We start from the raw sequence: 26,611 nt of genomic DNA, 5'->3' as shown, positions 1-26,611 counted from the left end.
TCAGCCGACGGACCCTTCCATCTGCAGCTCGATGAGGCGGTTGAGCTCGAGCGCGTACTCCATAGGCAGCTCGCGCGCGATGGGCTCGACGAACCCGCGCACGATCATGGCCATCGCCTCGGTCTCCTCCATGCCTCGGGACATGAGGTAGAACAGCTGGTCCTCGCTCACCCGCGAGACCGTCGCCTCGTGCCCCATGGACACGTCGTCCTCGCGGACGTCGACGTACGGGTAGGTGTCGGACCGGGAGATCTGGTCGACGAGCAGCGCGTCGCACAGCACCGTCGAGGCCGAGTGCGAGGCGCCCTCGAGCACCTGGACCAGACCGCGGTAGGACGTGCGGCCACCGCCGCGCGCGACCGACTTCGAGACGATCGACGACGACGTGTGGGGCGCCGCGTGGACCATCTTGGCCCCGGCGTCCTGGTGCTGGCCCTCGCCCGCGAACGCGATCGACAGCGTCTCGCCGCGCGCGTGCTCGCCGAGCAGGTAGATCGCCGGGTACTTCATGGTGACCTTGGAGCCGATGTTGCCGTCGACCCACTCCATCGTCGCGCCCTCGGCCGCGGTCGCCCGCTTGGTCACGAGGTTGTAGACGTTGTTCGACCAGTTCTGGATCGTCGTGTAGCGCACGCGGGCGTTCTTCTTCACGACGATCTCGACGACCGCGGAGTGCAGCGAGTCCGACGAGTAGATCGGCGCGGTGCAGCCCTCGACGTAGTGCACGTACGAGCCCTCGTCCGCGATGATCAGCGTCCGCTCGAACTGGCCCATGTTCTCCGTGTTGATGCGGAAGTAGGCCTGCAGCGGGATCTCGACGTGCACGCCCGGCGGCACGTAGACGAACGACCCGCCCGACCACACGGCCGAGTTGAGCGCGGCGAACTTGTTGTCGCCCGACGGGATGACGGTGCCGAAGTACTCCTGGAAGATCTCCGGGTGCTCGCGCAGCGCGGTGTCCGTGTCGAGGAAGATGACGCCCTGGCGCTCGAGCTCCTCGTTGATCTGGTGGTAGACCACCTCGGACTCGTACTGCGCGGCGACGCCCGCGACGAGGCGCTGCTTCTCCGCCTCGGGGATGCCGAGCTTGTCGTACGTCTCCTTGATGTCCTCGGGCAGGTCGTCCCACGTGGCGGCCTGCTTCTCCGTGGAGCGCACGAAGTACTTGATGTTGTCGAAGTCGATGCCGGTGAGGTCGGAGCCCCAGCTCGGCATGGGCTTCTTGCCGAACAGGCGCAGCGCCTTGAGGCGCTGGTTCAGCATCCACTCGGGCTCGTTCTTGAGCCGGGAGATGTTGCGCACGACGTCCTCGTTGAGGCCGCGCTGCGCGATCTGGCCCGCCTCGTCGGAGTCGTGCCAGCCGTACTCGTAGGCGCCGATCGAGGCGATGATCTCGTCGTCGGTCTGCTTCTCACCGGTCGGCAGGGCCGTGCCGGCGGCGTCCTGGGTGGGAGCGCTCATGGTCGTCCTTCCACTGTCCGTCGTTGCGGGCGGGGGCAGTCGGTACAGGTTCTTCGGGGGAGGTCGTGCGGGCGGGGCGGGGCGCCCCTCGGGGTCAGGTCTCGCCCGACGACGGGCGCCCCCGCGCCCGGACGTCGTGGGCCAGGGTGGCTCGCGCCACCCGCGGTGCGGGGGCCGGGACGGAGATCCCGACCGGCACGTTCGTGGTGCACGCGTGCGCGCCCGTCGCGAGGGTCGCGAGGCGCTGCACGTGCGAGCCGAGGAGCTTGGCGAAGACCTGGGCCTCCGCCTCGCACAGCTGGGGGAACTCCTCGGCGACGTGCTGCACCGGGCAGTGCCCCTGGCACAGCTGGACGGCGGAGGTGCCCGGCACGGGGCGTACGCTCGCGGCGTAGCCGTCGTCGGCGAGCGCGGCGGCGAGCTGGGCCGCGCGGCCCTCGACGTCCGGCGCGTCGAGCCGGTCCGCGTAGCGGTCGGCGAGCTCGGACAGCCGGTCCTGGGCGAAGCGCTCGACGGCGCCCGGTCCCGCGACGTCGCGCAGGTAGCGCAGCGCCTGGGCGGCGAGATCGGCGTACGTGCCGCTGAGCTCGCCCTGGCCGGCCGACGTCGTCACGTACCGGCGCGCGGGGCGGCCACGCATCCCGGTGGGGTGCCCGGCGTCGTGCACGGCGACGAGGTCGTCCTCCTCGAGGAGGGCGAGGTGGCGGCGCACCGCGGCGGGCGTGAGGCCTAGCGTCGCGGCGAGGTCGGCCGCGCTGACGGGGCCCGCGCTCGCGACGAGCTCGAGCACGCGCTCGCGCGTGCGCCGGTCGACGTCGGCAACGGGCGCGCCGGAGGGGGCGACGGTACGCAGCGCGTCCGGTCGGACCGCTCCTGCTCCCATGCTCACCTCCGTGGTCGGTCGGGGGCACGCCTGCGCGCGGCGCCCTCGATATAGACAACATGGTTGTTCCCTAATTGTTCCGGCGCAAGCAAGGCGACCCTCAGACAGGGCCCTGACGCGGCGGATGTGGCGTACGCGACACCCCGCGCGACCAGGGCGGGCGCGGGTCGGCGGGCGCGCGCGCTCCCCCTAGAATCGGCCGGGTGCCCGCCCCCGCCGTGCTCGTGCACGACCTCGTCAAGCGCTACGACGGTCGTGCCGTCGTCGACGGCGTGTCCCTCACCGCCGAGCGCGGCGCGATCACCGCGGTGCTCGGCCCCAACGGCGCCGGCAAGACGACGACCGTCGAGTGCTGCGAGGGCCTGCGCTCCCCCGACGCCGGTCGCGTCGAGGTGCTCGGGCTGCACCCGCTGACCGACGCGCGCGAGCTGCGCCCCCGCGTGGGCGTCATGCTCCAGGACGGTGGGCTGCCGACGGGCGTGCGCGCGCTGGAGATGCTGCGGCACGTCGCGTCGATGTACGCCCGCCCGCGCGACGTCGGCGAGCTCACCGAGCGCCTCGGGCTGGAGAGCTTCGCCCGCACCACCGTCCGGCGCCTGTCCGGCGGCCAGCGGCAGCGCCTCGCGCTCGCCGCGGCGATCGTCGGGCGGCCCGAGGTCGTCTTCCTCGACGAGCCGAGCGCGGGCATGGACCCGCAGAGCCGCCACGCGGTGTGGGAGCTCGTGCGCGAGCTGCGCGCCGAGGGCGTGGGGATCGTCCTCACGACGCACCTCATGGACGAGGCGGAGGACCTCGCGGACCAGGTGTACGTCGTCGACCACGGGAAGGTGATCGCGGCGGGCGCGACGCGCGACCTGCTCGAGTCCGGTGCCGACGGCGAGACGGACCGCACGGTCCGCGTCGAGGCGACGGCCGGCCTGGACCTCAGCGGCCTGCGCGACGCGCTCGCCGCGCCCGACGGCGCCCCCGGCCCCGGGTCGTGGACCGTCGCCGAGCCGCAGCCCGGCTCGTACACCCTCACCGGCCCCGCCGACCCGGCGACGCTCGTCGCGCTGACGACGTGGCTCGCCGCGCGCGGCGTCCTCGCGTCGCGCGTCACGGTGGGCCGCCGCACGCTCGAGGACGTGTTCCTCGACCTCACGGGACGGCACCTGCGATGACCGCGAACGAGACGCCGTCGGCCACCGCCGCGGCCCGGGGACCGGCCGGGACCGAGCTCGCCGCGCCCGCGTGGCGCCGCGTCGCCGCCCAGACGGCGTTCGAGACCCGGATGATCCTGCGCAACGGCGAGCAGCTGCTCGTGACGATCATCCTGCCCGTCATGCTCCTGCTCGGCCTCGTGCTCACGTCCTTCGTCGACCTCGACACCGGCGGTGCGTCGCGCGTCGACTTCGTGACGCCGGGCGTGCTCGCGCTCGCCGTGATGTCGACGGCGTTCACCTCGCAGGCCATCGCGACCGCGTTCGACCGCCGCAACGGCGTGCTGCGCCTCATGTCGACGACCCCCCTCGGCCGGGGCGGCCTGCTCGCGGGCAAGGTGCTGGGCGTGCTCGCGGTCGAGGTCGTGCAGGTCGTCGTCATCACCGCCGTCGCGCTCGCGCTCGGCTGGCAGCCCGACGTCGCGGGGATCCCGGCCGCGCTCCTCGCCGTCCTGCTCGGCACGGCGGCGTTCACGTCGCTCGCGATGCTGCTCGCCGGCACGCTGCGCGCCGAGGGCGTGCTCGCGGTCGCGAACCTCGTGCTCGTGCTCCTCACGGTCGGCGGCGGCGTGCTCGTCCCGGCGGACCAGCTGCCCGGACCGCTCGCGCACGTCGCCCTATTGCTGCCGTCGGGCGCGCTCGGCGAGGCGATGCGCGGCGCCCTGCTCGACGGCTCCGTCCCGCCGTTCTCGGTCGTCGTGCTGCTGGGCTGGACTGCCGCGCTCGGCTGGGGCGCGGGCAAGCTCTTCCGCTGGACCTGACTCTCCCAGGGCACATCTCACACCCGCAGGATTCCGGGGCTGCGCGCGCGTCCCGATACCGTGGGACCGTGAGCACCCCGCCCCCCGCGCTCGACCCCGGCACGACCGACCGCCCCGCCGGCGACGGCGTCGCCCGACCGGACCGGCTCGCGCCGCTGCGCCGCTGGACCCGGCCGGTGCTCGTCGCCAACCTCGTGGCACAGATCGGCATCATCGTCACCGGGGGCGCGGTCCGGCTCACCGGCTCGGGCCTCGGCTGCTCCACGTGGCCGCAGTGCGAGCCCGGGCAGTTCGCGGCGCGCTTCCACCCGGAGACGACGTACCACCAGTTCGTCGAGTACGGGAACCGCACGCTCACCGGGGTGCTGAGCGTGATCGCGATCGCGGCCCTCGTGCTCGTGTGGACCGACCGCTCGCGCGTCCTGTCCTACCGGCTCCTGGGCGCCGTGCCGCTCCTCGGCGTCGCCGCGCAGGCCGTCATCGGCGGCGTCATCGTGCTGCTGCACCTGCACCCGGGCTGGGTGTCGCTCCACTTCGTGGTCTCGGCGGCGCTCGTGTCCGTCTCGCTGCTGCTGCTGCACCGCTCCGGGGAGGGCGACGGCCCGCCCGTCCCGACGGTCGCGCCGCGCTCGCGCGCGCTCGCGTGGGCGCTGTACGGGCTCACCGCGGTCGTCGTGGTCCTCGGCGTGATCGTCACGGGCGCGGGCCCGCACAGCGGTGACGAGGAGGTCGGGTACCGGTTCGCCGTCGACCCGGCGCTCATGAGCAAGGTCCACGCGTGGGCCGTGTGGGTCTTCGTCGCCGTCCTCGTCGCGTACCTCGTGAGCGTCCGCCGCGGGCCGCAGGAGGTGCGTCGCGCCGGGTGGATCCTGCTCGCCATCACGCTCGCCCAGGGCGCGATCGGCTACGTCCAGTACTTCACGGGCCTGCCCGCGCTGCTCGTGGGCCTGCACATGCTCGGCTCGGCGCTGCTCGTCGCCGGGTCCACGCGCGTCGTCCTCACGACCCGCACGCGCGCCTGACACCGGGGTCCGGCGCGTCGACGGACGACGCGCCGGACCGGGCCCGCGCTCAGCGCCAGAGGCGCGCGACGTGGTCGGCGGCCTCCACGCCCTGGGCGTGGCCCGCGCGGGCGGCGGACGGGCGCAGCGTCAGGTCCATCGCCCGCGGTCCCACGAGCCCCTCGGCGGACGCGTCGGGGACGAGCGTCTCGACCGCGCTGCCCTGCGCGCGCAGCTCCGCGACCTGCACGTCGAGCTGCATGCCCCACTCCCGCGGCGTCCGCGTCCTGCCGCCCAGCGGCGACAGCACGAGCACGCGGCGGTACCCCGCCGCGACGTCGGCGTTCTCGTTGCGGCGGTACCCGCCGTCGATGAACCGGTCCGGCCCGACGCCGTACGCGAACCCGCCCGCACAGCTCGCCGCGACCGCGTCCACCAGGTCGACCCCGCTGTGCGCGCCGAGGACGACCGGTGCGCCGGTCCGCGCGTCGACCGCGGTGAGGAGCAGCGCGCGGCGCGGCCACGCCGTGCTCGGCAGGCGCGCCGCGACCGTCGCCCGCCAGTGCTCCTGCGCGGACGCGTCCGAGGCCGCCGGGAGGTCGAGCGCCGCGGCGCCGAGCCGGCGCCGCATGTCCACCGCGTCGCGCGACGCGGCGATGAGCGCGGCCGTGCGCGCCATCTGGTCCGCCGCCCGGCGCGTCCGCTCCCGGCGGTCGTCGCGCCCGGGAGCCGGTGCGCGCCGCGGCGGGGCTCCGGCGACGACGGCGGCGTAGAGCTCGGCGGGCGTCGCGCCGGCGAGCTGCGCCGCGGCGGTGGCGCCGGCCGACGTCCCGACCGTGAGGTCGGCCGTCGTGACGTCGACCCCGGCGTCGGCGAGACCGGCGACGACGCCGATCAGCCACGCGTTGCCGGTGGACCCGCCGCCCCCGAGCACGAGGGCGCGCTCGCCCGTCGACGGGGCCGGGGCCGGGACCGGGACCGGGGCCGGGGCCGGGGCCGGGACCGACGCTGCCGCCGGGCCGGGGGCCGCGGCGCCTGCTGAGGAGCCGGGTGCAGAAGAAGGTGTGGTGGTGCTCATGGGAGTCGCCTCTCGCGATGGTGCGGCGAGCGCTCCCGGGGACGGCTACGGCCGTCGCGCGATCGTGGGCAGCGAGGGAGCGCCCGGTACGGACACAGGGTTCACGGGGCTCACCTCCTCGGCTCGGTTCACGACCGTCGTCGACGCTAGCACGCGCCGCCGAGGACGACGGCTGCGCGTCGGCGTGACAGCGGCGTGACAGCGGGCCGCGCTCCCGTGACAGCGCGGTGCGAGGCCACCCGTCCAGCCTGGTCGTGAACCCACCGACCAGGAGGACACATGACCATCCCCGCGATCGAGGCCGAGGGCCTCGTGAAGGTCTTCGGCGCGCACCGCGCCGTCGACGGCGTGGACCTCACCGTGCGCACGGGCACCGTCTACGGGGTCCTCGGGCCCAACGGCGCCGGCAAGACGACGACCATCAGCATGCTCGCCACGCTCCTGCGTCCCGACGCCGGTCAGGCCCGCGTGTTCGGGCACGACGTCGTCGCGCACCCCCACCGGGTGCGCCAGCTCATCGGCGTGACGGGTCAGTACGCGTCCGTCGACGAGACGCTCAGCGCGACGGAGAACCTCGTGATCTTCGGGCGGCTGCTGGGGCTCTCCCGCGGGCAGGCACGGCGCAAGGCCGCGGAGCTGCTCGACGCGTTCGGCCTCTCCGAGGCGGCGTCGCGACCGCTGAAGAACTTCTCGGGCGGCATGCGCCGCCGGCTGGACCTCGCCGCGAGCCTCATCGCCCAGCCGCCCCTCATCTTCCTCGACGAGCCGACGACGGGCCTCGACCCGCGCACGCGCGCCCAGATGTGGGGCACGATCCGCGACCTCGTCGCGAGCGGCTCGACGGTCCTGCTGACGACGCAGTACCTCGACGAGGCGGACCAGCTCGCGGACCGCATCGCGGTGATCGACCGCGGGCGCGTCGTGGCGGAGGGCACCGCGGACGACCTCAAGGACGCCGTCGGCGACCAGTCGCTGCAGCTCTCGCTCGCCCACGGCGACGACGTGGGGCCCGCGCTGGAGATCGTCGAGCGCACCCTCGGCCTCACCGCGACCGTCTCCCCCGAGGCCCGACGGCTCACCGTCCCCGTGCCCGGACCGGGCTCGGTGACCGACCTCCTCGTGCGCCTGCGCGAGGCCCGGATCGAGGTCGGCTCGCTGAGCATGGACAAGCCCAGCCTCGACGAGGTCTTCCTCACGCTCACCGGGCACGGCACCGCGGCGGGCAGCCCGGCCGACGACGACCCCGGCCCGACGGATCCCGGCCCGACGGACTCTGGCCCCGGCCCGCGCGGCGACCGCGCGGCCACGACACGAGAGGCGGCGCTGCGATGAGCACCACCACCACGACCACCGCACCGGCCGTCCCCACGGCACGAGGCCGGATCGAGGCCGGCGCCGACCGCGTCCTCGCCGACCGGCCGTCGCTCCGCGCGACCGCCGAGCACACCCTGACCATGGCCTACCGCGGCCTGCTGAAGATCAAGCGCACGCCGGAGCAGCTGTTCGACGTGACGCTCCAGCCGATCCTCTTCACGCTGATGTTCACGTACATCTTCGGCGGGGCGATCGCGGGCGACGTCGGGAGCTACCTCCCGACCATCATCCCGGGCATCCTCGTGCAGACCGTCATCACGACGTCGGTCGTCACGGGCACCCAGCTCCGCGAGGACATGGACAAGGGCGTGTTCGACCGGTTCCGGTCGCTGCCCATCGCCAGGATCGCGCCGCTGTCCGGCGCGCTGCTCGCCGACACCGTCCGGTACCTCATCGCGACGACGCTCACGTTCACGATGGGCTACGTCATGGGCTACCGGCCCGGCGGCGGGCTCGGGGCGGTCGTGCTCGCGGGCCTGCTCGTCATCGTCTGCTCGTGGGCGGTGAGCTGGATCTTCGCGTTCTTCGGCGTCGTCGCGCGGACCGCGTCGAGCGTGCAGGGCATCTCGATGATCGTCCTGTTCCCCCTGACGTTCCTGTCGAACGCGTTCGTGCAGCCCGACACGATGCCCGGCTGGCTCCAGGGATTCGTCGCCGTGAACCCCGTGTCGCACCTCGTCACTGCGGTCCGCGAGCTGGCGAACACCGGCAGCCTGGGGGCGGACGCCGTGGTCTCGCTCGTCGGGGCCGCCGTCATCGTGGCGGTGTTCGCACCGCTCACCGTGCGGGCCTACATGCGCAAGGCCTGACGCCGCACGGCCGAGCCGTCCTCAGAGGGGGCCGGCGCCCCCACGGGCGCCGGCCCCGTCGTCGTCCGGGCCGCCCGCGGCGGTCGGGTCGTCGGCCCCGTCCGCGGCGGCGAGCAGCGCGAAGCCCTGCCGGGCGAGGTCGGCCCGAGACAGCTCGCGAGCCCTCGTCCGGGCGCGCTCCGCGGCGTCCGCGCCTGCCGCTGCGGCGACCTGGGCCCACGCGCTCTCGTGCCGCAGCGCGGGCTGGTCCTGGCGCGAGCCCATCCGCTCGGCGAGCGCGACGAGGAGGGCGCCCTCCTCCATGCCCGGCCCCGGGTGCCGGCCGGCGTCGAGCACCGCGGCGACACCGAGCGCGAGGAACGCCGTCCCGGCGACGGGGTAGTCGACGAAGTGCGGCCGGGCCCGGTGCATCGCGAGCACGACCTCGCGGAGCTCCGCGGCGACGTCCGCGGCCCGCGCCCGGGCCGCGGACGCGCCCGGACCGGCACCCGCGCCGGTCCCGGCGAGACGTACCAGCCACGACGACACGAGGAGCACGTACCAGGGCGACCAGCGCGCGTCTCCGTCGAACGACGCCGCGGCCTGCCCGTAGAGCTCGAGGGCGGCGGCGTCGTCACCGTGCAGCGCCGCGACCTCCGCGCGCGCCATCGCGACGACGGACCGCACGTCCGCCGGGACGTCCGGGCCCACGGGACCGTGCTCGACCGCGCCCGCGAGCGCCGCGAGCTTCCGCTCGGCACGCTCCGTCTCCCCGAGCGTCACCGCGGCCGACATCTCGACCCAGTCGAGCTGCTGCAGCGTCGCCGTCGCGCCGAGGGCCCGCAGGTGGCCGCGCGCGGCGCGCGCCCAGCGCCCGACGTCCACGGCGTCCCCCGCCTCGCTCGCGCACGACGCGAGGAACATCGCCGTGGTGGCGCGGGCCGCGACGTCGCCGCGGGCCACCGCGCGGTCGTGCGCGCGCTCGCCCCAGCGCCGGGCCTCGGCGAGCCGACCCTCGTTCTCCGCGGTCTGCGCCGTCGTGAACTCGGCGAGCATCGCCACGAACGCGTCGTCGGACGCGCGGAGCCCGGCGAGCGTCGCCTCCATCTCGTCCTGGCTACGGACGGTGAGCAGGCGGGCGAGGGCACGGGTGCGCGGCCCGGCCTCGGGGCGTCGCAGCAGCCGGCGCAGGCGGCCGAGGGCTCGGGCCGTCAGCTCGGGCCGGGCGAACGCGCTCGCCCCCGCGACGGCGGCGAGCGCGAGCGCGGCGGGCTGGACGTCGCCGGGCGGCACGTCCCACCCGACGACCGAGTCGAGGACCACCTCCACGAGGCCGGTGGCCTGGTCCTCGACGCCGAGCAGGAGCCAGGACCCGGTGAGCGCGGTGAACACGCGCACGACGACGTCGGGGCGCTCGTCCCGCACCGCCTCGCGGAGCGCGAAGACGAGGTTCTCCTGCTCGCGGCGCAGGTCCGTCGCCGCGGCGGCCTGGTCCCCGCCCACGAGCGCGTCGGCGCACCGCGTCGCGAGGCGGGCCGCCCAGCGCTGCACGGCCTCGCGCGCCGGGCCCGTCGTCCCGGTCGCCTCGAGCCGGAGGGCGCCGAACTCGCGCACCGTCTCGAGCATCCGGTAGCGCACGACGCCGTCGTCCTCGGTGACGCGCAGCAGCGACTGCGCGACGAGCCCGTCGAGCGCGTCGAGGACCTCCCAGGCCGGCGCCCGCGACGGCGCCCGGCTCCCGGCGTCGGACACGGCCTGCGCCGCCTCGGCGGAGAAGCCGTCCGGGAAGACGGCGACGCGGCACAGCAGGTCCTGCTCGGCCGGGCCCAGCAGGTTCCAGCTCCACTCGATCACCGCCTCGAGCGTGCGGTGCCGGTCCGGGGCGGTCCGGTCCCCGGAGCGCAGGAGCGCGAAGCGCTCGTCGAGGTGACGTTCCACCTCCTCGACGCTCAGGGTCCGCACGCGCGCCGCGGCGAGCTCGATGGCGAGCGGCAGCCCGTCGAGGCGGTCGCACAGCCGCGCGACGACGGCGGGCGGCAGGCTCGCGCCCGGCCGGACCGCGTGCGCGCGCTCGACGAAGAGGCGCACGGCGGGACCGTCGCCCGCGGCCGCACCGAGCGGCTCGAGCGGGTAGACGAGCTCGGCGGCGAGCCGGAGCGGCGACCTGCTCGTCGTGAGCACCACGAGCCCGGGCGCCGCGCCGAGCAGGTCGGCGGCCCAGCGCGCGGCGCCGTCGAGGACGTGCTCGCAGTTGTCCAGCACGAGCAGCGCCGCGCGTCCGCGTACCCGGTCGAGCACCTGCTCGCGCAGCTCGGGCGCGGCCAGGCGGTCGGCGAGCCGCCCGGTGCGGGCCGGCGGCGAGATGCCCAGGCCGTCGGCCAGCGCCACGACGACGTCGTCGTCCGAGCGCACGCCCGCGAGCTCGACGACGACCACCAGGTCGACCGAGCCGGTCGCCGCCGTGCGCCGCGCGACCTCCTGCACGAGGCGCGTCTTGCCGAGACCGCCGGGGCCGAGGACGGTCACGAGCCGGGCCCGCGCGAGCGCGTCCCGGACGGCGTCGACGTCCTCGTCCCGGCCGACGAGCGCGTCCGGCGCCGCCCGCAGGCCACGCACGGACGTGGTGCGACCGACCGCCTCGACCGGGGGCTCGCCGCCGGGGCGGGGTCCCCCGCCGTCCCCCGGACCGCCGCGCGCGGCCGGAGGACCGGGCACGGCGTCAGGCGAGGCGTCGGACGCAGACGATGACCTGCCGAGCAGGTCTGCGGCGAGCTGCTGGAGGTCCGGGGCCGGGTCGGTGCCGAGCTCGCGGACGAGCGCGTGCCGCAGGCGCGCGTAGGCGGCGAGGGCCTCGCCCTCCCGGCCCGACGCCGCGAGGCTCGTCATGAGGTCGCGCGCGGCGTCCTCGTCGGTCGCGTCCTCGTCGAGCGCCGCGGACGCCAGCGCCGTCACGGTCGCGTGGTCCCCGGCGACCGCGGCGGCCGGTCGCAGGGCGGCCGTCAGTCCGGCCCGGAGCCGCGCGGCCTCGGTGCGCAGCGCCTGGGCGACGGGACCGGGAACGCCCGTGCCGGGCTCCTCGTCGCTCCACGAGGCGAGCGCGCCGCGCAGGTCGGCGACGACCGCGGCGGCGCCGTCGGTGTCCCGACCGCTCTCCCGGGCCCGGGCGAGCGCGCCGCGCGCGCGGGCGAGCGCCCCGCGTGCGAGCTCGAGGTCGCTCGGCGCGCCGAGCGCGTAGCCCCCGGAGCGCGACAGCACGGTCCCCGGCGCCGCGTCCCGCCGCAGGCGCGACACGAGGCTCTGCAGCGCGGCGCGCGGGTCCTGGGGCGCGTCCGGGCCCCACAGGTCCTCGACGAGCGAGGCCACGCCGAGCGTCCGACCGCCCGCGAGCGCGAGCGCGACCACGAGCGCCGCCGCACGCGGCCCGCGCGGGGCGACCGCCCGGCCGTCGGGCCCGGGCACGCGGACCGGCCCGAGGACGCGCACGATCGTCTCGGGCGGTGCCGGGAGGTCCTCGTGGTCGCGCACGACGGAGAACACTAGTCCTCGGGGCCGATGCCGTCCCGCCCGCGAGGGCGCGTCAGCCCCCGCGGCGCTCGGGCCACGGCGCGTCGGCGGGGCGCAGGGAGGCCCAGCCGCCCGCGCGCGACGTCGCGGCGGCGAGGATCCCGACGACCGCCGACGGGTTGTGCAGCGCGCCCCCGAGGACGGCGGACACCGCCTCGTCGAGCGGGACCCAGCGCAGCTCGATGTCGAGCTCCTCGGCCTCGCGCGCGAACCGCTCGTCGTCCGGCACGGGCGACAGGTCGCGCGCCAGGAACACCCGCAGCGCCTCGTTGGACCCGCCGGGCGTCGTGAAGTAGTCCACGAGCACGTCCCACCGGGCCGCCCGCAGGTCCGCCTCCTCGGCGAGCTCGCGGGCCGCCGCGACGCGCCCGTCCTCGCCCACGACGTCGAGCAGCCCCGCGGGCACCTCCCACAGCTCGCGCCGCACCGGGTGGCGGTACTGGCGCAGCAGCAGGACGCGCTCGTCCGCGTCGAGGGCGACGATCGCGACCGCACCGGGGTGGTCGAGGTACTCGCGCGTGACGCGGCCGCCGTCGCCGAGGTCGACGACGTCGGACCGCAGGTCGAACACGCGACCCTCGTGCACGACCGTCGTCTCGACGACCGGTCGGGGCGCGAGCGCGTCCACGACCGGGTGCTCGCCGGCCACTCAGTCCGCCTGGTTCTCGAGCGCGGCGCGGACGAGGCCGCTGAACAGCGGGTGCGAACGCGTGGGGCGCGACTTGAACTCCGGGTGCGCCTGCGTGCTCACGTAGTACGGGTGGACGTCCGCGGGGAGCTCGACGAACTCGACGAGCGACGAGTCGGGCGACGTCCCGCTGATGACGAGCCCCGCCTCCTCGAGCTGCTTGCGGTAGGTGTTGTTCACCTCGTAGCGGTGGCGGTGGCGCTCCGTGACGCGCTCCGCGCCGTAGGTCTTCGCGACGACCGAGCCCGGGGTGAGCGCGGCCTCGTAGGAGCCGAGGCGCATCGTGCCGCCGAGGTCGCCGTCGCCGCCGACGATCGCGAGCTGCTCCTCCATGGTCGCGATGACGGGGTGGGACGTGCCCGGGTCGAACTCGGTCGAGGACGCGTCGTCGATGCCGAGCACGTTGCGCGCGTACTCGATGACCATCGACTGCAGGCCGAGGCAGATGCCGAGGGTCGGCACCTTGTGCTCGCGCGCCCAGCGCAGCGCACCGAGCTTGCCCTCGATGCCCCGCACGCCGAACCCGCCGGGCACGAGGACGGCGTCCACGCCGTGCAGCGCGTCGTCCGCGCCCTCGGGCGTCTGGCACTCGTCGGACGCGACCCAGCGGATCGTGACCTTGGCGTCGTTCGCGAACCCGCCGGCGCGCAGCGCCTCCGTGACGGAGAGGTAGGCGTCCGGGAGGTCGATGTACTTGCCGACGAGCGCGACCTCGACGCGGTGGGCGGGCTGGTGCACGCGCTCGAGGAGCTGGCTCCAGCCGTCCCAGTCGACGTCGTGGAACGGCAGGCCGAGGCGGCGCACGACGTAGGCGTCGAGGCCCTCCGCGTGCAGCACGCGCGGGATGTCGTAGATGCTCGGCGCGTCGATCGCGTTGACGACCGCCTCGTTGTCGACGTCGCACATGAGGGCGATCTTGCGCTTCACCGGCTCGGGCACCACGCGGTCCGCGCGCAGCACGATCGCGTCGGGCTGGATGCCGATGGACCGCAGCGCCGCGACCGAGTGCTGCGTGGGCTTCGTCTTGAGCTCGCCCGACGGACCGATGTACGGCACGAGCGACACGTGGAGGAAGAAGACGTCGTCCCGGCCGAGCTCGTGGCGCACCTGGCGGGCCGCCTCGAGGAAGGGTTGCGACTCGATGTCGCCGACGGTGCCGCCGATCTCGGTGATGATGACGTCGACGTCCTCACCGGCCTGGGCGCGCATACGCGTCTTGATCTCGTCGGTGATGTGCGGGATGACCTGGACCGTGTCGCCCAGGTACTCGCCGCGCCGCTCGCGCGCGATGACCTGGGAGTAGACCTGACCGGTCGTTACGTTCGCGGACGCCTCGAGGTCGACGTCGAGGAAGCGCTCGTAGTGGCCGATGTCGAGGTCCGTCTCGGCGCCGTCCTCGGTGACGAACACCTCGCCGTGCTGGAACGGGTTCATCGTCCCGGGATCGACGTTGAGGTACGGGTCGAGCTTCTGCATGGTGACGCGCAGGCCGCGCGAGCGGAGCAGACGACCGAGGCTGGACGCCGTGAGGCCCTTGCCGAGCGAGGAGGCGACGCCGCCGGTGACGAAGACGTGCGCGGTGCGGTGCTCGGTTCGAGCGCCCGAGGCGTTGAGGCGGGAGGAGGGCCGGTTCAGGTGATCTGCCACGGAACTCCATCCTAACAGCGTGCCCGACGACGGCACGCGGACCCGAGGGTCGGTCCGCTCACACCGGGCGGCACGGCGAGGTCTCCCTCGCCTCGATGCGCGACCCGGCGCGCGTCACTTGCGCGTCACCTCGGCGACGTGTCGCCGGGGCCGTTCGTCGTGGGTTCGCCCGCCGCGGGCTCGGCCCCCGCCGGCGTGTCCGTCGTGGGCCCGACGGCGTCGCCCGCCCCGGGAGCGGCCGGGTCGCCTGCGCCCGGCGCACCACGGCGCAGAACGCCCAGGAGGGCCGCGCGGTCGCCGACGAGCGAGACGCCGAGCACCACCACCCCCGCGACGAGGGCCGCGAGGGCGCCGACGCCGACGGCGGGCAGCCAGCCCGCGTCGTCGGGCAGCAGGACGCTCGACAGCGCCGAGCCCGCGAGCGCGCCCAGCGTCACGCCGACCGCGAGGACGACGAGGGTGCGCGGGACGCCGCGCGTCGCGTCCGGGCCGGCGTGGCGCCGCGTCGCGAGGAGCAGCCCCGCGCCCGCGACCGACATCCCGACCGCGGTCGCGAGGCCGAGCTGCAGGAGCACCCCGGCCTGGTCGCGGGCGCCCGTGAGGGCGGGGAGCACGTAGGCGGCCGCCGCGACGACGAGCCAGCCCGCGGCGGTCACGACGACGGCGACCCGCTGGCGGTCGATCGTGTACAGCGCGCGGGACAGGTGCAGGATCAGCGAGAACCCGACGATGCCCACCGCCATCGCGGCGACCGCTCCCCCGAGCCCGTCGACCGAGCCCGTCGCGATGCGGGCGAAGACCGCCTCGACGGCCGCCGACGCGGCGATCAGGGCCGCGACGCCGAGCCCCGCGACGACGAGCAGCGTGCGCGTCGTGGCAGCGAGCAGGCGCCGGTAGGCGTCGTGCCGGGCGTGCGCGACGTGCTCCGCGAGGCGCGGGAACGTGCTCGTCGCGAGCGGGAACGCCAGCACCGCGTACGGGAGCAGGTAGACCTGCTGGGCGTACCAGTAGGTCGGGAAGGTCTGCTCCGGTCCGAACTCGTAGGCGGCGCCCATGATCGCGAGCACCGAGAGCTGCTGCGCGACGAGCGCCCCGACTCCCGCGAACGCGAGGCTGCGCGCCCGGACCGCCTCGCCGCCCGGGAAGCGCAGCGTGGGGCGCAGGCGGACACCCAGCCGGTGCACGGGGAGCACGAGGGGCAGCGCGAGGACGGCGACGCCCGCCGTCGTGCCCCAGCCGAGCCACGCGATGGCCTGGCCCGACAACGCGGCGACGTCCTTCTGGTGGCCCCCCGCCAGACCCGCGAACACGAGGAAGACGACGATGACCGCGAGGCTCGACAGGAGCGGCGAGAACGCCTGCCAGAAGAACCGCTTGTGCGCCTGGAGGATGCTGCCGAGCACGACCGCGAGCCCGTACAGCGGGACCTGGAGGGCGAACACGCGCACGAAGGTCGCCGTGACGTCGACGAGCTCCGGGTGCTCGCGCATGAGGAGACCGGCGATCGGCTGCGCGAGGAGCGCGAGCAGCGCCCCGAGCGGGACGAGCACGACGAGCGTCCACCCGAGCAGGGCCGAGGCGATGCGCGAGACCTCGCCGCCCGCGCGCCGGGCGATGGGCCCGGCGAGGAGCGGGACCACCGAGCCGGCGAGCGCGCCGCCCGCGGCGACCTCGAACAGCACGTTCGGCAGGAGGTTCGCCGCCGTGAACGCCGACCCGACGCCCTCGGTGCCGACGGCGGCGGACTGCACGAGCGACCGTGCGAACCCGACGAGGCGGCTCGCGATCGTCACGAGCGTGATCATCGCGGCGGCGCCCGCCAGGGTGCCCGTGGCGGCGCGCAGCCGCCCCGCCCGCGCGCTCACGCCGGGCGCCGGCCCCACGCGTCCACGCGCCGCAGCGCGTCGTTGCCCTCGATGACCTTCGAGAAGCTCACCTTCTCGCTCGCGAGGGTGAGCCCCACGACGCCCGCGAGCGCGAGCCAGCGCACCGGGCGGGGCGCCGTGAGCGCGACCTGGGAGCCCAGCGCGGCACCGAGCGCGTTCGCGCCGCAGTCGCCGAGCATGTCGCGCTCGCCGAGGTCCCCCGGGGCCGCGGCGACGGCGGCACCCAGGACGGCGCCCGTCGTCGGCGCGGCGGCGGTGCCGAGGTACGGGAGCGACGCCGCGCCGGCGACCTTGAGGGCGCGCCCCGGCCGCAGGTCGAGGAGGTTGAGCAGGTTCGCGGTGCCGGCCATGAGCGCGCCGTTCACGCCCACGTCCACGAGGTGCCCGAAGGCACCGCCCGTGCGTCGCGTGCCGATCGCCGCCGCGACGAGCGAGACGCCGCTGATCCCGAGGATCTTCAGCGCACCCGTCGTGACCCGACCCTGCGCGAGCGCGCCGAGGTGGCCGCGCAGCCCCTTGGTGCGGCTCGTCGTGTCCTCCGCGAGGTCGTCGACGAGGCCGAACGTGCCCGCGCTCGCCGTCGCGAGGGCGACCGCCGCGCGCGTGCGGGCGTCGCCTCCCGCCGCGAGCGTGCCGGCGACGAGACCGGCGGCCACGGCCGGGCCCTCGAGCAGGCTGATCGGCTCGCCCCGGTGGTTGGTCCGGGTCCAGCGCTCCGCGCCCCCGGGCGCGCGCGACCCGGTCGTGCGGCGTACCGCGGCCGTCACCGTCGCGGCGACGCCGGCGGCCGCGAGCGTGCGCAGCGCGCGCCCCACGTCAGCCCTCCCCCGCGCCGTCGCCGGCCTGCTCGACGTCGGCCCCGTCACCGGCCGGTTCGCCCGTGGTGTCGCCCGCCGCGGCGTCCTGCGCGCCGGCGGGGGACGCCGTCGTGCGCGTCACCGCCGGGAGCTCCACCGCGGGCGGGAGGACGGCCGTCGCATTCTCCTCGAACCCGAACTGCCCCACCTGGTCCGCGAGCCGCGCCGCGAGCGCGAGCGGGACGTTGATCCGGCCCGGCTCGGCCTCGATGCCGCTGACGGTCGAGACGGTCGAGGCAAGGTCCTCGTTCGCGCGGATCGTCGAGACGACGTCGCCCGAGACCGCCGTCGGGCCGGCGACCAGCGCGGCTCCGGCGACCTCCTGCGCGGCGACGGCCACCTGGACCTCGATGTCGACCGCATAGGTGTCGGGTGCGGGCGGCTCCTCGCCCTCCGCGGCGGGGGTGGCCGACGAGGGCGCGGAGCCCCCGAGCAGCAGGACCACGTCCGCCGGCAGCGTCTGCTCGGAGACCACGTCGACGAGCGCGAAGCGCTCGAGCAGCGCCTCGAGCTCGAGCGCCTCGGGACTGCGCTCCTCCGTGCTCGACGGCGCCGCCCCGGTGAGCGACAGCGCGAGCGCGCGCGAGAGGCGCTGCTCGGGGGTCGCGTCCTGCGGGACGTCCCCCAGCTTGTCGCCGAGGCCCTCGGCCACCGTCTGCCGCGCGCTCTCCTCGTCCTGGCTCGTCCACGAGTCCGTGAGGCGCACGTGCCCGACGACGGACGCACCGGCCGTCTCGAGCTGCGCGGCGATCGCGTCGTCGCGCTCGTCGTCCGCCCCGTCCAGGTCGACGACCGCCACGCGACGGTCCTGGAGGGAGCCCGCGACGAGCTGCGGACCTGCGGCCTCGATGTACCGTGCGTCGTCGCCGAGCGTCACGTTCGCCTGGTCGAGCTGGTCGCGCAGCTCGTTGCGCTCGGTGCGCAGCTGCTCCACCTGCCCGGTGAGCTGGTCGCCGATCGCGCCCTGGAGCGGGCCCGCGCCGAGGATGATCCCCACGGCGAGCGCCAGGAAGACCGAGATCAACGAGACGATGTGGTACCTGAAGTCGATCACTGTGCGGTGGTGTCCTTCGGTTCGAGCTGCTGCGTGCTGGCAAGGGTCAGGGTCGGCGCTGGCCGCCGGAGGGCACGGGCCGCAGGCACGTGCGCGGGCCGTCGACCACGACGGCCCGGCGGGATCAGCCGCCGCCCGAGAAGAGCGTCCCGATCCACGACCAGAGGTCGTCGAACCGGGCGCCCACGATCCCGAAGAACGTCTGGCCCGCCGCCGTCGACCACAGCGCCGCGACGACGGCGAGGAGCCCGGCGATCGACAGGAGCCAGAGCTGGAGGTTGGAGATCCGGTGCCGGTACAGGCGCGACACGCCCTTGGCGTCGACGAGCTTGCCGCCGACCCGGAGCCGGGTGAGGAACGTGCTCGCCATGCCCGCACGGCCCTTGTCGAGGAACTCGACGAGCGTCGCGTGCGTGCCGACGGCCACGATCACCTCGGCGCCCTTGTCGTCGGCGAGGAGCATCGCGATGTCCTCGCTCGTGCCGGTCGCCGGGAAGACGACGGGCTCGACGCCGAGCTCCTGCACGCGCTCGAGACCGGGCGCCTTGCCGTCGCGGTAGGCGTGCACGACGATCTCCGCGCCGCTGCTCAGCGCGCGGTCGGAGACCGAGTCCATGTCGCCGACGATCATGTCGGGCTTCCACCCCGCGTCGAGGATCGCGTCCGCGCCGCCGTCCACGCCGATGAGCACCGGGCGGTACTCGGTGATGTAGGGGCGCAGCGTCGCGAGGTCCTCGCGGTAGTGGTAGCCGCGCACGACGATGAGGACCTGACGCCCCTCGATGGACGTGCGGATGTCCGGGACGCCGACGCCGTCGAGCAGGAGGTCCCGCTCGCGGCGCAGGTAGTTCATCGTGTTCTCGGCGAACGACTCGATCTCGACCGAGAGGTTGGCGCGCGCCTCCTCGAGGCTGCGCGCGACCGTCTCCTCGCTCTGCAGCACGCCCTCGGCGACGAGGTCGTCGCCCAGGTAGACCTTGCCGCCGTCGAGCCGTACCACGCGTCCCTCGGGGATCGCCATGATCGCGGGGCCGAGGTCGTCGACGAGCACGATGCCGGCCTCGACGAGGACGTCGGGGCCGAGGTTCGGGTAGCGGCCGGAGACCGACTTGGCCGCGTTGAGCACGGCGGACGGCTTCGCGGCGACGAGCGCGTCGGCAGCGACCCGGTCGATGTCGACGTGATCGATCACCGCGACGTCGCCCGGGTTGAGCCGCTTCGTGAGCGCCTTCGTGCGCGCGTCGACCTTGGCCGGGCCGAGCGTGCCGGACCCGGCCTCCGGCAGGGAGGCTTTGCGCAGAGTGAGTCTCATCGTGCCCTATCGTCCCACGACCGACGACTCCAGAAGCTCCACCGCGTGGCGGCGGGCCGCGTCGGAGTCCTCCTGGCCCGAGAGCATCCGCGCGAGCTCGCGGACGCGCTCCTCCCCGGTGACCTCGCGCACACCGGTGACCGTGACCGCGGTCGACGGGTCGCCCTCGCCCGACGCCTTCGTGACGACGAGCTGCACGTCCGCGAACGCGGCGACCTGCGCGAGGTGGGTGACGACGACGACCTGGGTGCGCCGCGCGAGCGACGCGAGCCGCCGACCTACCTCGACGGCCGCCTTGCCCCCGACCCCCGCGTCGACCTCGTCGAACACGAACGTGGGCAGCACCTGGCCGGTGCCGTCCACCGCGGCCGTCGCGAGCGCGACCTCGATCGCGAGCATGACGCGCGACAGCTCGCCGCCCGACGCCCCCTTGCCCAGCGGGCGGGCGGGAGCGCCCGCGTGCGCGACGAGCGAGAACGTCACCGCGTCGACGCCCCACGGGCCGGGCTCCTCGGCCCGCTCGACGTCCACGACGAGGCTCGCCCCGCCCATCGCGAGCCCGCGCAGCTCGTCGGTCACGGCCGCGGCGAGCTCGGCGGCGGCCCGCTCGCGCGAGGCCGTGATCGCCGTGCCGAGCCGGTCCAGCTCCGCGTCCAGCTCGTCGCGGCGCGCCGTCGCGGCCTGGAGCCGCTCGCCGCCGTCGTCCAGGTCCAGGAGCCGCAGCCCCGCGTCGCTCGCCCAGGCGAGGACGTCGTCGACCGTCTCCCCGTAGCTGCGCGTGAGCGTCCCCAGCTCGGCGAGGCGCGCGTGCGCGGACTCGAGTCCCGCCGGGTCCGCCGCCAGGTCCTCGACGTAGCCCGAGATCTCCGTGGCCACGTCGGCCAGCACGTACCCCACCTCGGCGAGCCGCTCTGCGAGGCGGGCGAGCGCGGGATCCGTCCCGGCCACCGACTCGAGCGCGCGGCGCGCGCGGTCGACCGACACGACGGCGTTCTCCTGCGGCTCGGCGGCCTCGTCGCCCGCGACGGCGTCGTGGGCGAGCTGCGCGGCGACCCGGAGCTCCTCGACGTTCCCGAGCCGCGCGACGAGCGCGGTGAGCTCGACGTCCTCGCCCGGCTGGGGCGCGACCCGCTCGACCTCGGCGAGCCCGAGGCGCAGCAGCTCCGCCTCGCGGGCGCGCTCGCCCGCGCGCGTCTCGATGTCGTCGATCTGCGCCTGCAGCGCCGACCGCTCGGCCCACGCCTCGCGGTACTGCCCGAGGAGCTCGGCGTGCTGCGGCCCGGCGAACGCGTCGAGCGCCGTGCGCTGTCGGCTCGCGGTGCGCAGCCGGAGCTGGTCCGACTGGCCGTGCACCGTGACGAGGTCGTCGGCGATCTCGGCGAGGACGCCCTGCGGGACGCTGCGCCCGCCGAGGTGCGCTCGCGAGCGGCCCTCCGCGGCGACCGTGCGCAGGATGACGACCGAGCCGTCGTCGTCGACCTGCCCGCCCGCGTCGTCGACGCGCTGCGCGACCGCCGGGCGGTCCGCGACGCGCACCCGGCCCTCCACGACGGCGCTCGCCGCGCCCGGTCGCACCGTCGCCGGGTCCGCCTTGCCGCCCATGAGCAGGCCGAGGCCGGTGAGGACCATCGTCTTGCCGGCACCCGTCTCGCCCGTGATCACCGTCAGCCCGGCGCCGACCGGGACGCGCGCCGACCGGATGACCCCGAGGTTCTCGATCGCGATCTCCTCGAGCACGCTCACTCCTCCTCGTCCGTGGTGCCCCCGTCGCCCGGGAGCCTGGCCGTCTCGCCCGCGCCGTCCGGAGCGGCGGCGGCGCGCTCCGCGGCGGTGCCCGCCGTCGCGGCGACGCTCGCCGCGCGCTCGCGCCACCCGACCACCGGCAGCGAGAACTTCGACACCAGCCGGTCCGTGAACGGCGCCGTGCTCAGGCGCGCGAGACGCAGCGGCGTGTCCGAGCGCCGCACCTCGACGCGCGAGCCGTTCGGCAGGTCGATGCGGCGGCGGCCGTCGCACGTGAGGACGCCCGACGACGCCGAGTCGGGCAGGACGTCGACCGTGATCGTCGAGCGGGGACCGACGACGAGCGGGCGCGCGAACAGCGCGTGCGCCGCGAGCGGCACGACGAGCACCGCGTCGACCTCGGGCCACATCACGGGCCCGCCGGCCGAGAACGCGTGCGCCGTCGACCCCGTCGCGGTCGCCGTGATGACGCCGTCGCACCCGAACGACGAGAGCGGGCGGCCGTCGACGCCGAGCACGACCTCGATCATGCGCTCGCGCTGCGCCTTCTCCACCGTCGCCTCGTTGAGCGCCCAGCCGACGAGCGGCTCCGGCTCTCCCGGCAGGTAGGCGCGCACCTCGACGATCGTGCGCTCCTCGACCGTGTAGTCGAACGCCGCGAGACGGCCCACCGCGGCGCGCAGGTCCTCGCGCTCGCTCTCCGCCAGGAACCCGACGTGGCCCAGGTTCACGCCCAGCAGCGGCACGCCCGTGCCGTGGGTGAGCTCCGCGGCCCGCAGGATCGTGCCGTCACCGCCGAGCACGATGACGACCTCGGACTCCGCGACGCCCTCGCGCGCCCGCGTGCGCGCCATGTGGTCGCCGAACGACTCCGCGAGGTCGTCGTCGTGCAGCGTCACCTCGAACCCGGCGCGCTCGAGCTCGCTCACCGCCTCGTGCAGCGCGACGACCGCCTCGGGGCGGCCGCCGTGGGTGACGATCAGGACGCGTCGCGTCACGCTGCTCCTCCGGTCAGGGGTCGGTCGGTGGTCTCGGTCGCACCCGGTGCGGCGTGCGGTGCCGATGGCGGGACGGCCCCGGCGGAAGGTCGGGCGGACGTCTCGGCGGGCGGTTCCGCGGACAGGTCGACGGAAGAGGGCACGGCGCGGGCGACCGCGACGACCGGGGGCGGGCCGCCGTCGGGCCCCGGCTGCCACGCGACGGCCTGCGCCGCGGCGGCCTCGAGCGCCTCGTCCTCGAACGCCGCGCCGTCGGCCCGGCCCGGGTCGCCCGCGCGCAGCCACCAGAAGTACTCGCGGTTGCCGCTCGGACCGGGGAGCGGGCTCGGCACGACGGCGAGCGGCCGCAGGCCGACCAGCGCGGCGTGCCGCGCGACCGCGGCGACGACCTCGACGTGCAGCGCCGGGTCGCGCACGACCCCGCCGCTGCCGAGCCGCTCGCGGCCGACCTCGAACTGGGGCTTCACGAGCAGCAGGAGGTCCGTCCCGGGCCCGACGACGCCCGCCACCGCGGGCAGGACCATCGCCAGCGAGATGAACGAGAGGTCGCCGACCACGACGTCGGGCACGACCCCCACGTGCGCGGGCGACAGGTCGCGCACGTTGAGCCCTTCGTGCACGACGACGCGCGGGTCGGCGCGCAGCGCGGGCACGAGCTGGTCGTGGCCCACGTCGACCGCGACGACCTCGCGCGCGCCGCGCCGCAGCAGCACGTCGGTGAAACCCCCGGTCGACGCACCGAGGTCGAGGCACCGCGCGCCGTCGACCACCGGGCCGCGGGGCAGCGCCCCCGACTCCGCCGAGCTCTCGCCCGCGACCGCGTCGAGCGCGTCGAGGACGCCCGCGAGCTTGAACGCGGCCCGGGACGCGTAGCCCGGGTCGTGCGGGTCGGGGGCCACCTCGACGACGTCCTCCGGGCGGACACCGGTCGACGGCTTGGTGAGCACCGTCCCGGCACGCGTCACGCGGCCCGCCGCGACGAGCTCCGCCGCGTGCCGACGCGACCGTGCGAGCCCGCGCCGGACGAGCTCGCCGTCCAGCCGGGCGTCGTCCCGCTCCCCCACGCTCAGTCCTCCGCGCGGGCCAGCTCGGCGACCAGCGCGTCATGCACGGCCTCCAGCACCCCCACGTGGTCGGTGGTCGCGAGGCCGTCCAGATCGGCGAGGCGAGCGAGCACGGGCTCGAGGGCCCCCTCCGCGTCGCCGGCGCCCGGGTCGGTGGCGCGGCCCGGAGGCGGACCGGGCACGGGTCGCTGCGGACCGTCCGTCATGTCCTGCCTCCTGTCTGGTCGCTCGTCGCCCGGGGCGTCGCCCCGGGACCGCGGACCACGCTACCGGTAGCGTCCCACGGACGACCGCGCGCGGTGCCGGAAGCGCGCCGCGCGCCGCGCGTCGCCGCCGTGGTCCGCCCCACGTGCCGTCAGTGCGTCCCCACCGGGAGGTCGGGGACGCTCGCCGGGTCGACGGGCAGGCCCTCGTCGACCGCCGCCCAGGCGGCCGACGCCGCGGCCCGCACCGTGTCGATCGTCGCCGCGCCACGCACGTCCAGCCGGAGTACGCCGTCGTCGACGCGCGCCGCGGTGTCACCGCACGTCCACCAGCCCTCGGCGCCGCGCTCGGGCGCGGGGTGCGGCTCCAGGAGGCTGCGCAGGTCTGCGCCCACGTAGTGGGGCCGCAGCCCGGGCTCCGCGAGGATCGCGTCCCGCGCGGTGCTCACGCCCGTGAGCACGTGCAGACCGGGGTAGCCCCCGGCACGCGCTCCGGCGAGGTCGGTGTCCAGGCGGTCGCCGACGACCAGCGGCGCCCGCGCGCCTGCCCGGTCGATCGCGAGGCCGTACATCGTGGGCGACGGCTTGCCCGCGCTGTCGGGCGTCACGCCCGTGGCGGCCCGCACCGCCCCGACGAGCGCCCCGTTGCCCGGCGCGAACCCGCGGGCCGTCGGGAGGGACAGGTCGAGGTTGCTCGCCACGTGCCAGGCACCGCGCTGGACGGCGTAGGCGGCCTCGGCGAGCTGGGTCCAGCCGAGCTCGGGCGCGAAACCCTGCGCGACGGCGTCCGGCTCGTCGTCCGCGCTCGCCACGACGACGAAGCCCGCCTCGCGGACCGCCGTCAGCAGACCCGCGCCACCGACGACGAGGACGCGCGCACCCGGCTCGAGCCGGGTCCGCAGGAGGGCCGCGGCGGCCTGCGCCGCGGTCATCACCTCGTCCGGCGTCGTCGGGATGTCGAGACCGGTGAGCTGCTCCGCGACCGACTCGGGCTCGCGGGACGCGTTGTTCGTCACGAAGACGAGCCGCATCCCGCGCCCCCGCGCGGCCGTGAGGCCCTCGGACGCGTGCTCGATCGGCTCGTGCCCGCGGTACGCGACCCCGTCGAGGTCGACGAGCGCGAGGTCGTAGCGGTCCGCGAGGGCGACGTCGCTCGCGAGCAGGCCCGCGCTCACCGGTCGCCCCCGTCCGTCTCGCGCTGGTCCGTCTCGCGCTCGTCCGTCTCGCGCTCGTCCGTCTCGCGCTCGTCCGAGCCGGACGACGCCGGCCCGGGCTCGTCCGCCTCGGGAGCACCGCCGGGCTCGTCGGTCGTGGCGTCGGGCTCTTCCGAGCCGTCCGCGTCCTCGTCCGCCTCCTCGAGCTCCTCGCTCAGGTCGTAGACGACGACGTCCTCGTCCTCCTCGCCGAGCGCGGCCGCCAGCAGGCGCGCGTCGATGCCGGCGAGGATCTCGGCGGCCTCCTCCGTGCGGCCGGCGAGCTCCAGGACGGACGCGCGCGCCTGGAGCACGCGGGCGCCGAGCTCGCCGCCGCGGCCGACCGGCGGCACGTTGTCGAGCGCCGCGAGAGCGGCGTCGAGCTCGCCGAGGTCGACGCGCGCGCCGCTCACGACGATCGCCAGCTCGGTCCGGCCGACGTCGTCCAGGGTCGCGGCCTCGTCCGACGACGCGAGGGCGAGCGCGCGCTCGGGCCGCCCCAGACCGCGCTCGCAGTCGGCCATGATCGGCAGGTGCTCCGACGACCCGTTGAGACGGCGCACCGTGCGCAGCTCGCGCAGCGCCTCGGCGTACCGACCGGTCCGGTAGGCGGTCAGGCCCGCGGCCTCGCGCGCCACGTCGACGCGACCCGCACGACGCACCGCGGCCTGGGCGTGCTCGTACGCGAGCTCGGGGTCGGTATCGATGAGGCGGCCGGCCATGACGAGGTGGCGCCCGACGACCTCGGCGGTGTCCTTGCTCAGTGTCCGGAGCCTGCCGCGCGCGGCGCGGTCGAGCTGGGAGATCTGCACGTCCTCGGGCAGGTCCGGACCGGCAGGGTGTCGGGGCTCGGGACGGCGGTCGAAACCCTCGCGGTCGCGACCCGCCCCGGCGCGCGGGGCGTGACCCCGGCGCTCGCCACCGGGACGGTCACCACCGCGGCGATCGTCGCGCGGTCCGCCCGGTCCCCGGCGCCCGCCCGCGGAGTCGCGGTCGAAGCGACCCCGACCCGCGTCGCCGCCCCGTGCCGGACGGTCCGCACCGTCACGCCACGGACGCGACCCGCTGTCACCGTCGCGAGGACGAGACCGGTCGTCACGGCCTGCGCCGTACTCCCGCCGCGGACCGCGCGACGCGTCGCCACGCTCGCCCCAGGCACCTCGACGCTCGGAGCGGTCGCCGCTCCGGGCGTCACCGCTGCCGCGAGACCCGTCGCGACGGTCGCGGTCCGGGCGTCCGCCGGTACCGCGGCTCGCGCCGTCCCGCGCGGGCCGGTCACCGCCCGGGCGGCCCCGGTCGTCGTCGCGCCGACCACGGTATCCGCCCTCGCCGCGGCCCCGCTGGTCCCCGGCGCCTCGGCCCGCTCCCCGGGCGGGCCCGCCACGGCGGTCGCCCGACGGCGCGCCGCCCTGCCGGCCACGTCCCTCACGGGGAGGATCCTGCCGGCCGTCACGGTCGCGGCGACCGCCGCGGTCGTCGCCCGAGGACGGACGATCCGGCTCGGGCTCACGGGGGGTGTCGTTCACCGGGGTTCCCTCTCGTTCTGAAGTTTGCGCAGGCCATCCTCCCACGACGGGACGACGAGGCTCGTGCCGTGTCACCGGCGACCTGCTCACGATGCGGCAGCCTGGCTTCGCACCCGACGGCGGACGCGCGGTGGCGTCCGGTCGGCGACTCTCGCACGCGCTCTGCACGGCGTGCTGCGGCACCAGCGAGTCGGCGTGCTGGGCGCGGAAATGCCGAAGGCCCACCCCGTGTGGGGTGGGCCTTCGGTGAAGGGTTGTCCGGCGGCGTCCTACTCTCCCACCCCGTCTCCAGGGCAGTACCATCGGCGCTGAAGGGCTTAGCTTCCGGGTT

Annotated in this window: 21 protein-coding genes; 5 read left to right on the top strand and 16 right to left on the bottom strand. The window is 75.9% G+C overall.

Annotated elements, in window-relative coordinates; all coding sequences use genetic code 11:
• Positions 1-1,461 (bottom strand): Fe-S cluster assembly protein SufB, encoded by a 1,461-nt coding sequence (gene sufB / locus GWJ10_RS12105; RefSeq protein ID WP_074805987.1) that lies wholly within the window; start codon positions 1,459-1,461, stop codon positions 1-3.
• Between the two features lie 94 nt (positions 1,462-1,555).
• On the bottom strand, positions 1,556-2,344 hold the full coding sequence (locus tag GWJ10_RS12100) for a crosslink repair DNA glycosylase YcaQ family protein (protein WP_163187722.1): 789 nt from the start codon (positions 2,342-2,344) through the stop codon (positions 1,556-1,558).
• Between the two features lie 203 nt (positions 2,345-2,547).
• On the opposite strand from GWJ10_RS12100, the gene GWJ10_RS12095 reads away from it, so the two are divergent.
• The 3 genes from GWJ10_RS12095 to GWJ10_RS12085 all read left to right on the top strand — a co-directional run bounded on the left by GWJ10_RS12095 (position 2,548) and on the right by GWJ10_RS12085 (position 5,326).
• Positions 2,548-3,504 carry an ABC transporter ATP-binding protein gene (locus GWJ10_RS12095; protein WP_163187720.1) on the top strand — a complete coding sequence of 319 codons (957 nt, stop codon included), beginning with the start codon at positions 2,548-2,550 and terminating at the stop codon, positions 3,502-3,504.
• Positions 3,501-4,304: an ABC transporter permease gene (locus GWJ10_RS12090; protein WP_034656080.1), complete on the top strand. Its 804-nt coding sequence runs from the start codon at positions 3,501-3,503 to the stop codon at positions 4,302-4,304. The genes GWJ10_RS12095 and GWJ10_RS12090 overlap by 4 nt, the downstream gene beginning before the upstream one ends.
• Positions 4,305-4,459: 155 nt before the next feature.
• Positions 4,460-5,326 carry a COX15/CtaA family protein gene (locus tag GWJ10_RS12085; protein ID WP_233140080.1) on the top strand — a complete coding sequence of 289 codons (867 nt, stop codon included), beginning with the start codon at positions 4,460-4,462 and terminating at the stop codon, positions 5,324-5,326.
• Between the two features lie 49 nt (positions 5,327-5,375).
• On the opposite strand, the gene GWJ10_RS12080 is transcribed toward GWJ10_RS12085, so the two are convergent.
• On the bottom strand, positions 5,376-6,383 hold the full coding sequence (locus GWJ10_RS12080; protein ID WP_206158404.1) for a patatin-like phospholipase family protein: 1,008 nt from the start codon (positions 6,381-6,383) through the stop codon (positions 5,376-5,378).
• 279 nt (positions 6,384-6,662) lie between these two features.
• Between GWJ10_RS12080 and GWJ10_RS12070 the strand changes: the two genes are divergently transcribed.
• Entirely contained in the window at positions 6,663-7,715 is a 1,053-nt protein-coding gene (locus GWJ10_RS12070; protein ID WP_076404972.1) for an ATP-binding cassette domain-containing protein, read from the top strand.
• Positions 7,712-8,566 (top strand): ABC transporter permease, encoded by an 855-nt coding sequence (locus tag GWJ10_RS12065; protein WP_163187718.1) that lies wholly within the window; start codon positions 7,712-7,714, stop codon positions 8,564-8,566. The genes GWJ10_RS12070 and GWJ10_RS12065 overlap by 4 nt, the downstream gene beginning before the upstream one ends.
• A gap of 21 nt (positions 8,567-8,587) precedes the next feature.
• Here GWJ10_RS12065 and GWJ10_RS12060 read toward each other — a convergent pair whose 3' ends face one another.
• From GWJ10_RS12060 to GWJ10_RS12000, 13 genes are all read right to left on the bottom strand, one after another.
• The gene (locus GWJ10_RS12060; protein ID WP_163187716.1) at positions 8,588-12,070 is read right to left on the bottom strand and encodes a BTAD domain-containing putative transcriptional regulator; all 3,483 of its coding nucleotides are present in this window, start codon (positions 12,068-12,070) and stop codon (positions 8,588-8,590) included.
• A 52-nt stretch (positions 12,071-12,122) separates the two neighbouring features.
• Positions 12,123-12,758: an NUDIX hydrolase gene (locus GWJ10_RS12055; protein ID WP_061268231.1), complete on the bottom strand. Its 636-nt coding sequence runs from the start codon at positions 12,756-12,758 to the stop codon at positions 12,123-12,125.
• Positions 12,759-14,432, bottom strand: coding sequence for a CTP synthase (locus GWJ10_RS12050; RefSeq protein ID WP_228485407.1), 1,674 nt, complete (start codon positions 14,430-14,432; stop codon positions 12,759-12,761).
• 137 nt (positions 14,433-14,569) lie between these two features.
• Positions 14,570-16,309: a lipid II flippase MurJ gene (locus GWJ10_RS12045; RefSeq protein ID WP_241005783.1), complete on the bottom strand. Its 1,740-nt coding sequence runs from the start codon at positions 16,307-16,309 to the stop codon at positions 14,570-14,572.
• Positions 16,306-17,145 carry a hypothetical protein gene (locus tag GWJ10_RS12040; RefSeq protein ID WP_163187714.1) on the bottom strand — a complete coding sequence of 280 codons (840 nt, stop codon included), beginning with the start codon at positions 17,143-17,145 and terminating at the stop codon, positions 16,306-16,308. The genes GWJ10_RS12045 and GWJ10_RS12040 overlap by 4 nt, the downstream gene beginning before the upstream one ends.
• 1 nt (position 17,146) lies before the next feature.
• Positions 17,147-18,241, bottom strand: coding sequence for a copper transporter (locus tag GWJ10_RS12035; protein ID WP_163187712.1), 1,095 nt, complete (start codon positions 18,239-18,241; stop codon positions 17,147-17,149).
• Between the two features lie 124 nt (positions 18,242-18,365).
• On the bottom strand, positions 18,366-19,553 hold the full coding sequence (steA, locus tag GWJ10_RS12030; protein WP_021482582.1) for a putative cytokinetic ring protein SteA: 1,188 nt from the start codon (positions 19,551-19,553) through the stop codon (positions 18,366-18,368).
• 6 nt (positions 19,554-19,559) lie between these two features.
• A complete protein-coding gene (recN, locus tag GWJ10_RS12025; RefSeq protein WP_043658037.1) occupies positions 19,560-21,290 on the bottom strand; it encodes a DNA repair protein RecN in 1,731 nt (576 codons plus the stop codon).
• 2 nt (positions 21,291-21,292) lie between these two features.
• Complete coding sequence (locus GWJ10_RS12020) at positions 21,293-22,294, bottom strand: NAD kinase (protein ID WP_076404978.1); 1,002 nt, start codon at positions 22,292-22,294, stop codon at positions 21,293-21,295.
• Positions 22,291-23,358, bottom strand: a complete 1,068-nt coding sequence (locus tag GWJ10_RS12015) for a TlyA family RNA methyltransferase (RefSeq protein WP_277394952.1) — start codon at positions 23,356-23,358, stop codon at positions 22,291-22,293. Before GWJ10_RS12015 ends, GWJ10_RS12020 begins: the two co-directional genes overlap by 4 nt.
• Positions 23,359-23,360: 2 nt before the next feature.
• Positions 23,361-23,564 carry a hypothetical protein gene (locus tag GWJ10_RS12010; protein WP_076404980.1) on the bottom strand — a complete coding sequence of 68 codons (204 nt, stop codon included), beginning with the start codon at positions 23,562-23,564 and terminating at the stop codon, positions 23,361-23,363.
• Between the two features lie 149 nt (positions 23,565-23,713).
• On the bottom strand, positions 23,714-24,736 hold the full coding sequence (locus GWJ10_RS12005; protein WP_163187710.1) for an HAD-IIA family hydrolase: 1,023 nt from the start codon (positions 24,734-24,736) through the stop codon (positions 23,714-23,716).
• Complete coding sequence (locus GWJ10_RS12000) at positions 24,733-25,566, bottom strand: hypothetical protein (protein WP_163187708.1); 834 nt, start codon at positions 25,564-25,566, stop codon at positions 24,733-24,735. The genes GWJ10_RS12005 and GWJ10_RS12000 overlap by 4 nt, the downstream gene beginning before the upstream one ends.
• Positions 25,567-26,611: the final 1,045 nt, after the last annotated feature.

The sequence above is a fragment of the Cellulosimicrobium sp. SL-1 genome, from assembly GCF_011033075.1.
Taxonomy (GTDB): domain Bacteria; phylum Actinomycetota; class Actinomycetes; order Actinomycetales; family Cellulomonadaceae; genus Cellulosimicrobium; species Cellulosimicrobium funkei.
Note: the sequence above shows the minus strand (reverse complement) of the source record. Positions and strands in the feature narration are given on the sequence as shown.

Excerpts from the sequence above, each read along its gene's own strand:
- sufB (WP_074805987.1), bottom strand. The coding sequence starts at position 1,461 with ATGAGCGCTCCCACCCAGGACGCCGCCGGCACGGCCCTGCCGACCGGT.
- GWJ10_RS12100 (WP_163187722.1), bottom strand. The coding sequence starts at position 2,344 with ATGGGAGCAGGAGCGGTCCGACCGGACGCGCTGCGTACCGTCGCCCCC.
- GWJ10_RS12090 (WP_034656080.1), top strand. The coding sequence starts at position 3,501 with ATGACCGCGAACGAGACGCCGTCGGCCACCGCCGCGGCCCGGGGACCG.
- GWJ10_RS12080 (WP_206158404.1), bottom strand. The coding sequence starts at position 6,383 with ATGAGCACCACCACACCTTCTTCTGCACCCGGCTCCTCAGCAGGCGCC.
- GWJ10_RS12070 (WP_076404972.1), top strand. The coding sequence starts at position 6,663 with ATGACCATCCCCGCGATCGAGGCCGAGGGCCTCGTGAAGGTCTTCGGC.
- GWJ10_RS12065 (WP_163187718.1), top strand. The coding sequence starts at position 7,712 with ATGAGCACCACCACCACGACCACCGCACCGGCCGTCCCCACGGCACGA.
- steA (WP_021482582.1), bottom strand. The coding sequence starts at position 19,553 with ATGAGACTCACTCTGCGCAAAGCCTCCCTGCCGGAGGCCGGGTCCGGC.
- GWJ10_RS12010 (WP_076404980.1), bottom strand. The coding sequence starts at position 23,564 with ATGACGGACGGTCCGCAGCGACCCGTGCCCGGTCCGCCTCCGGGCCGC.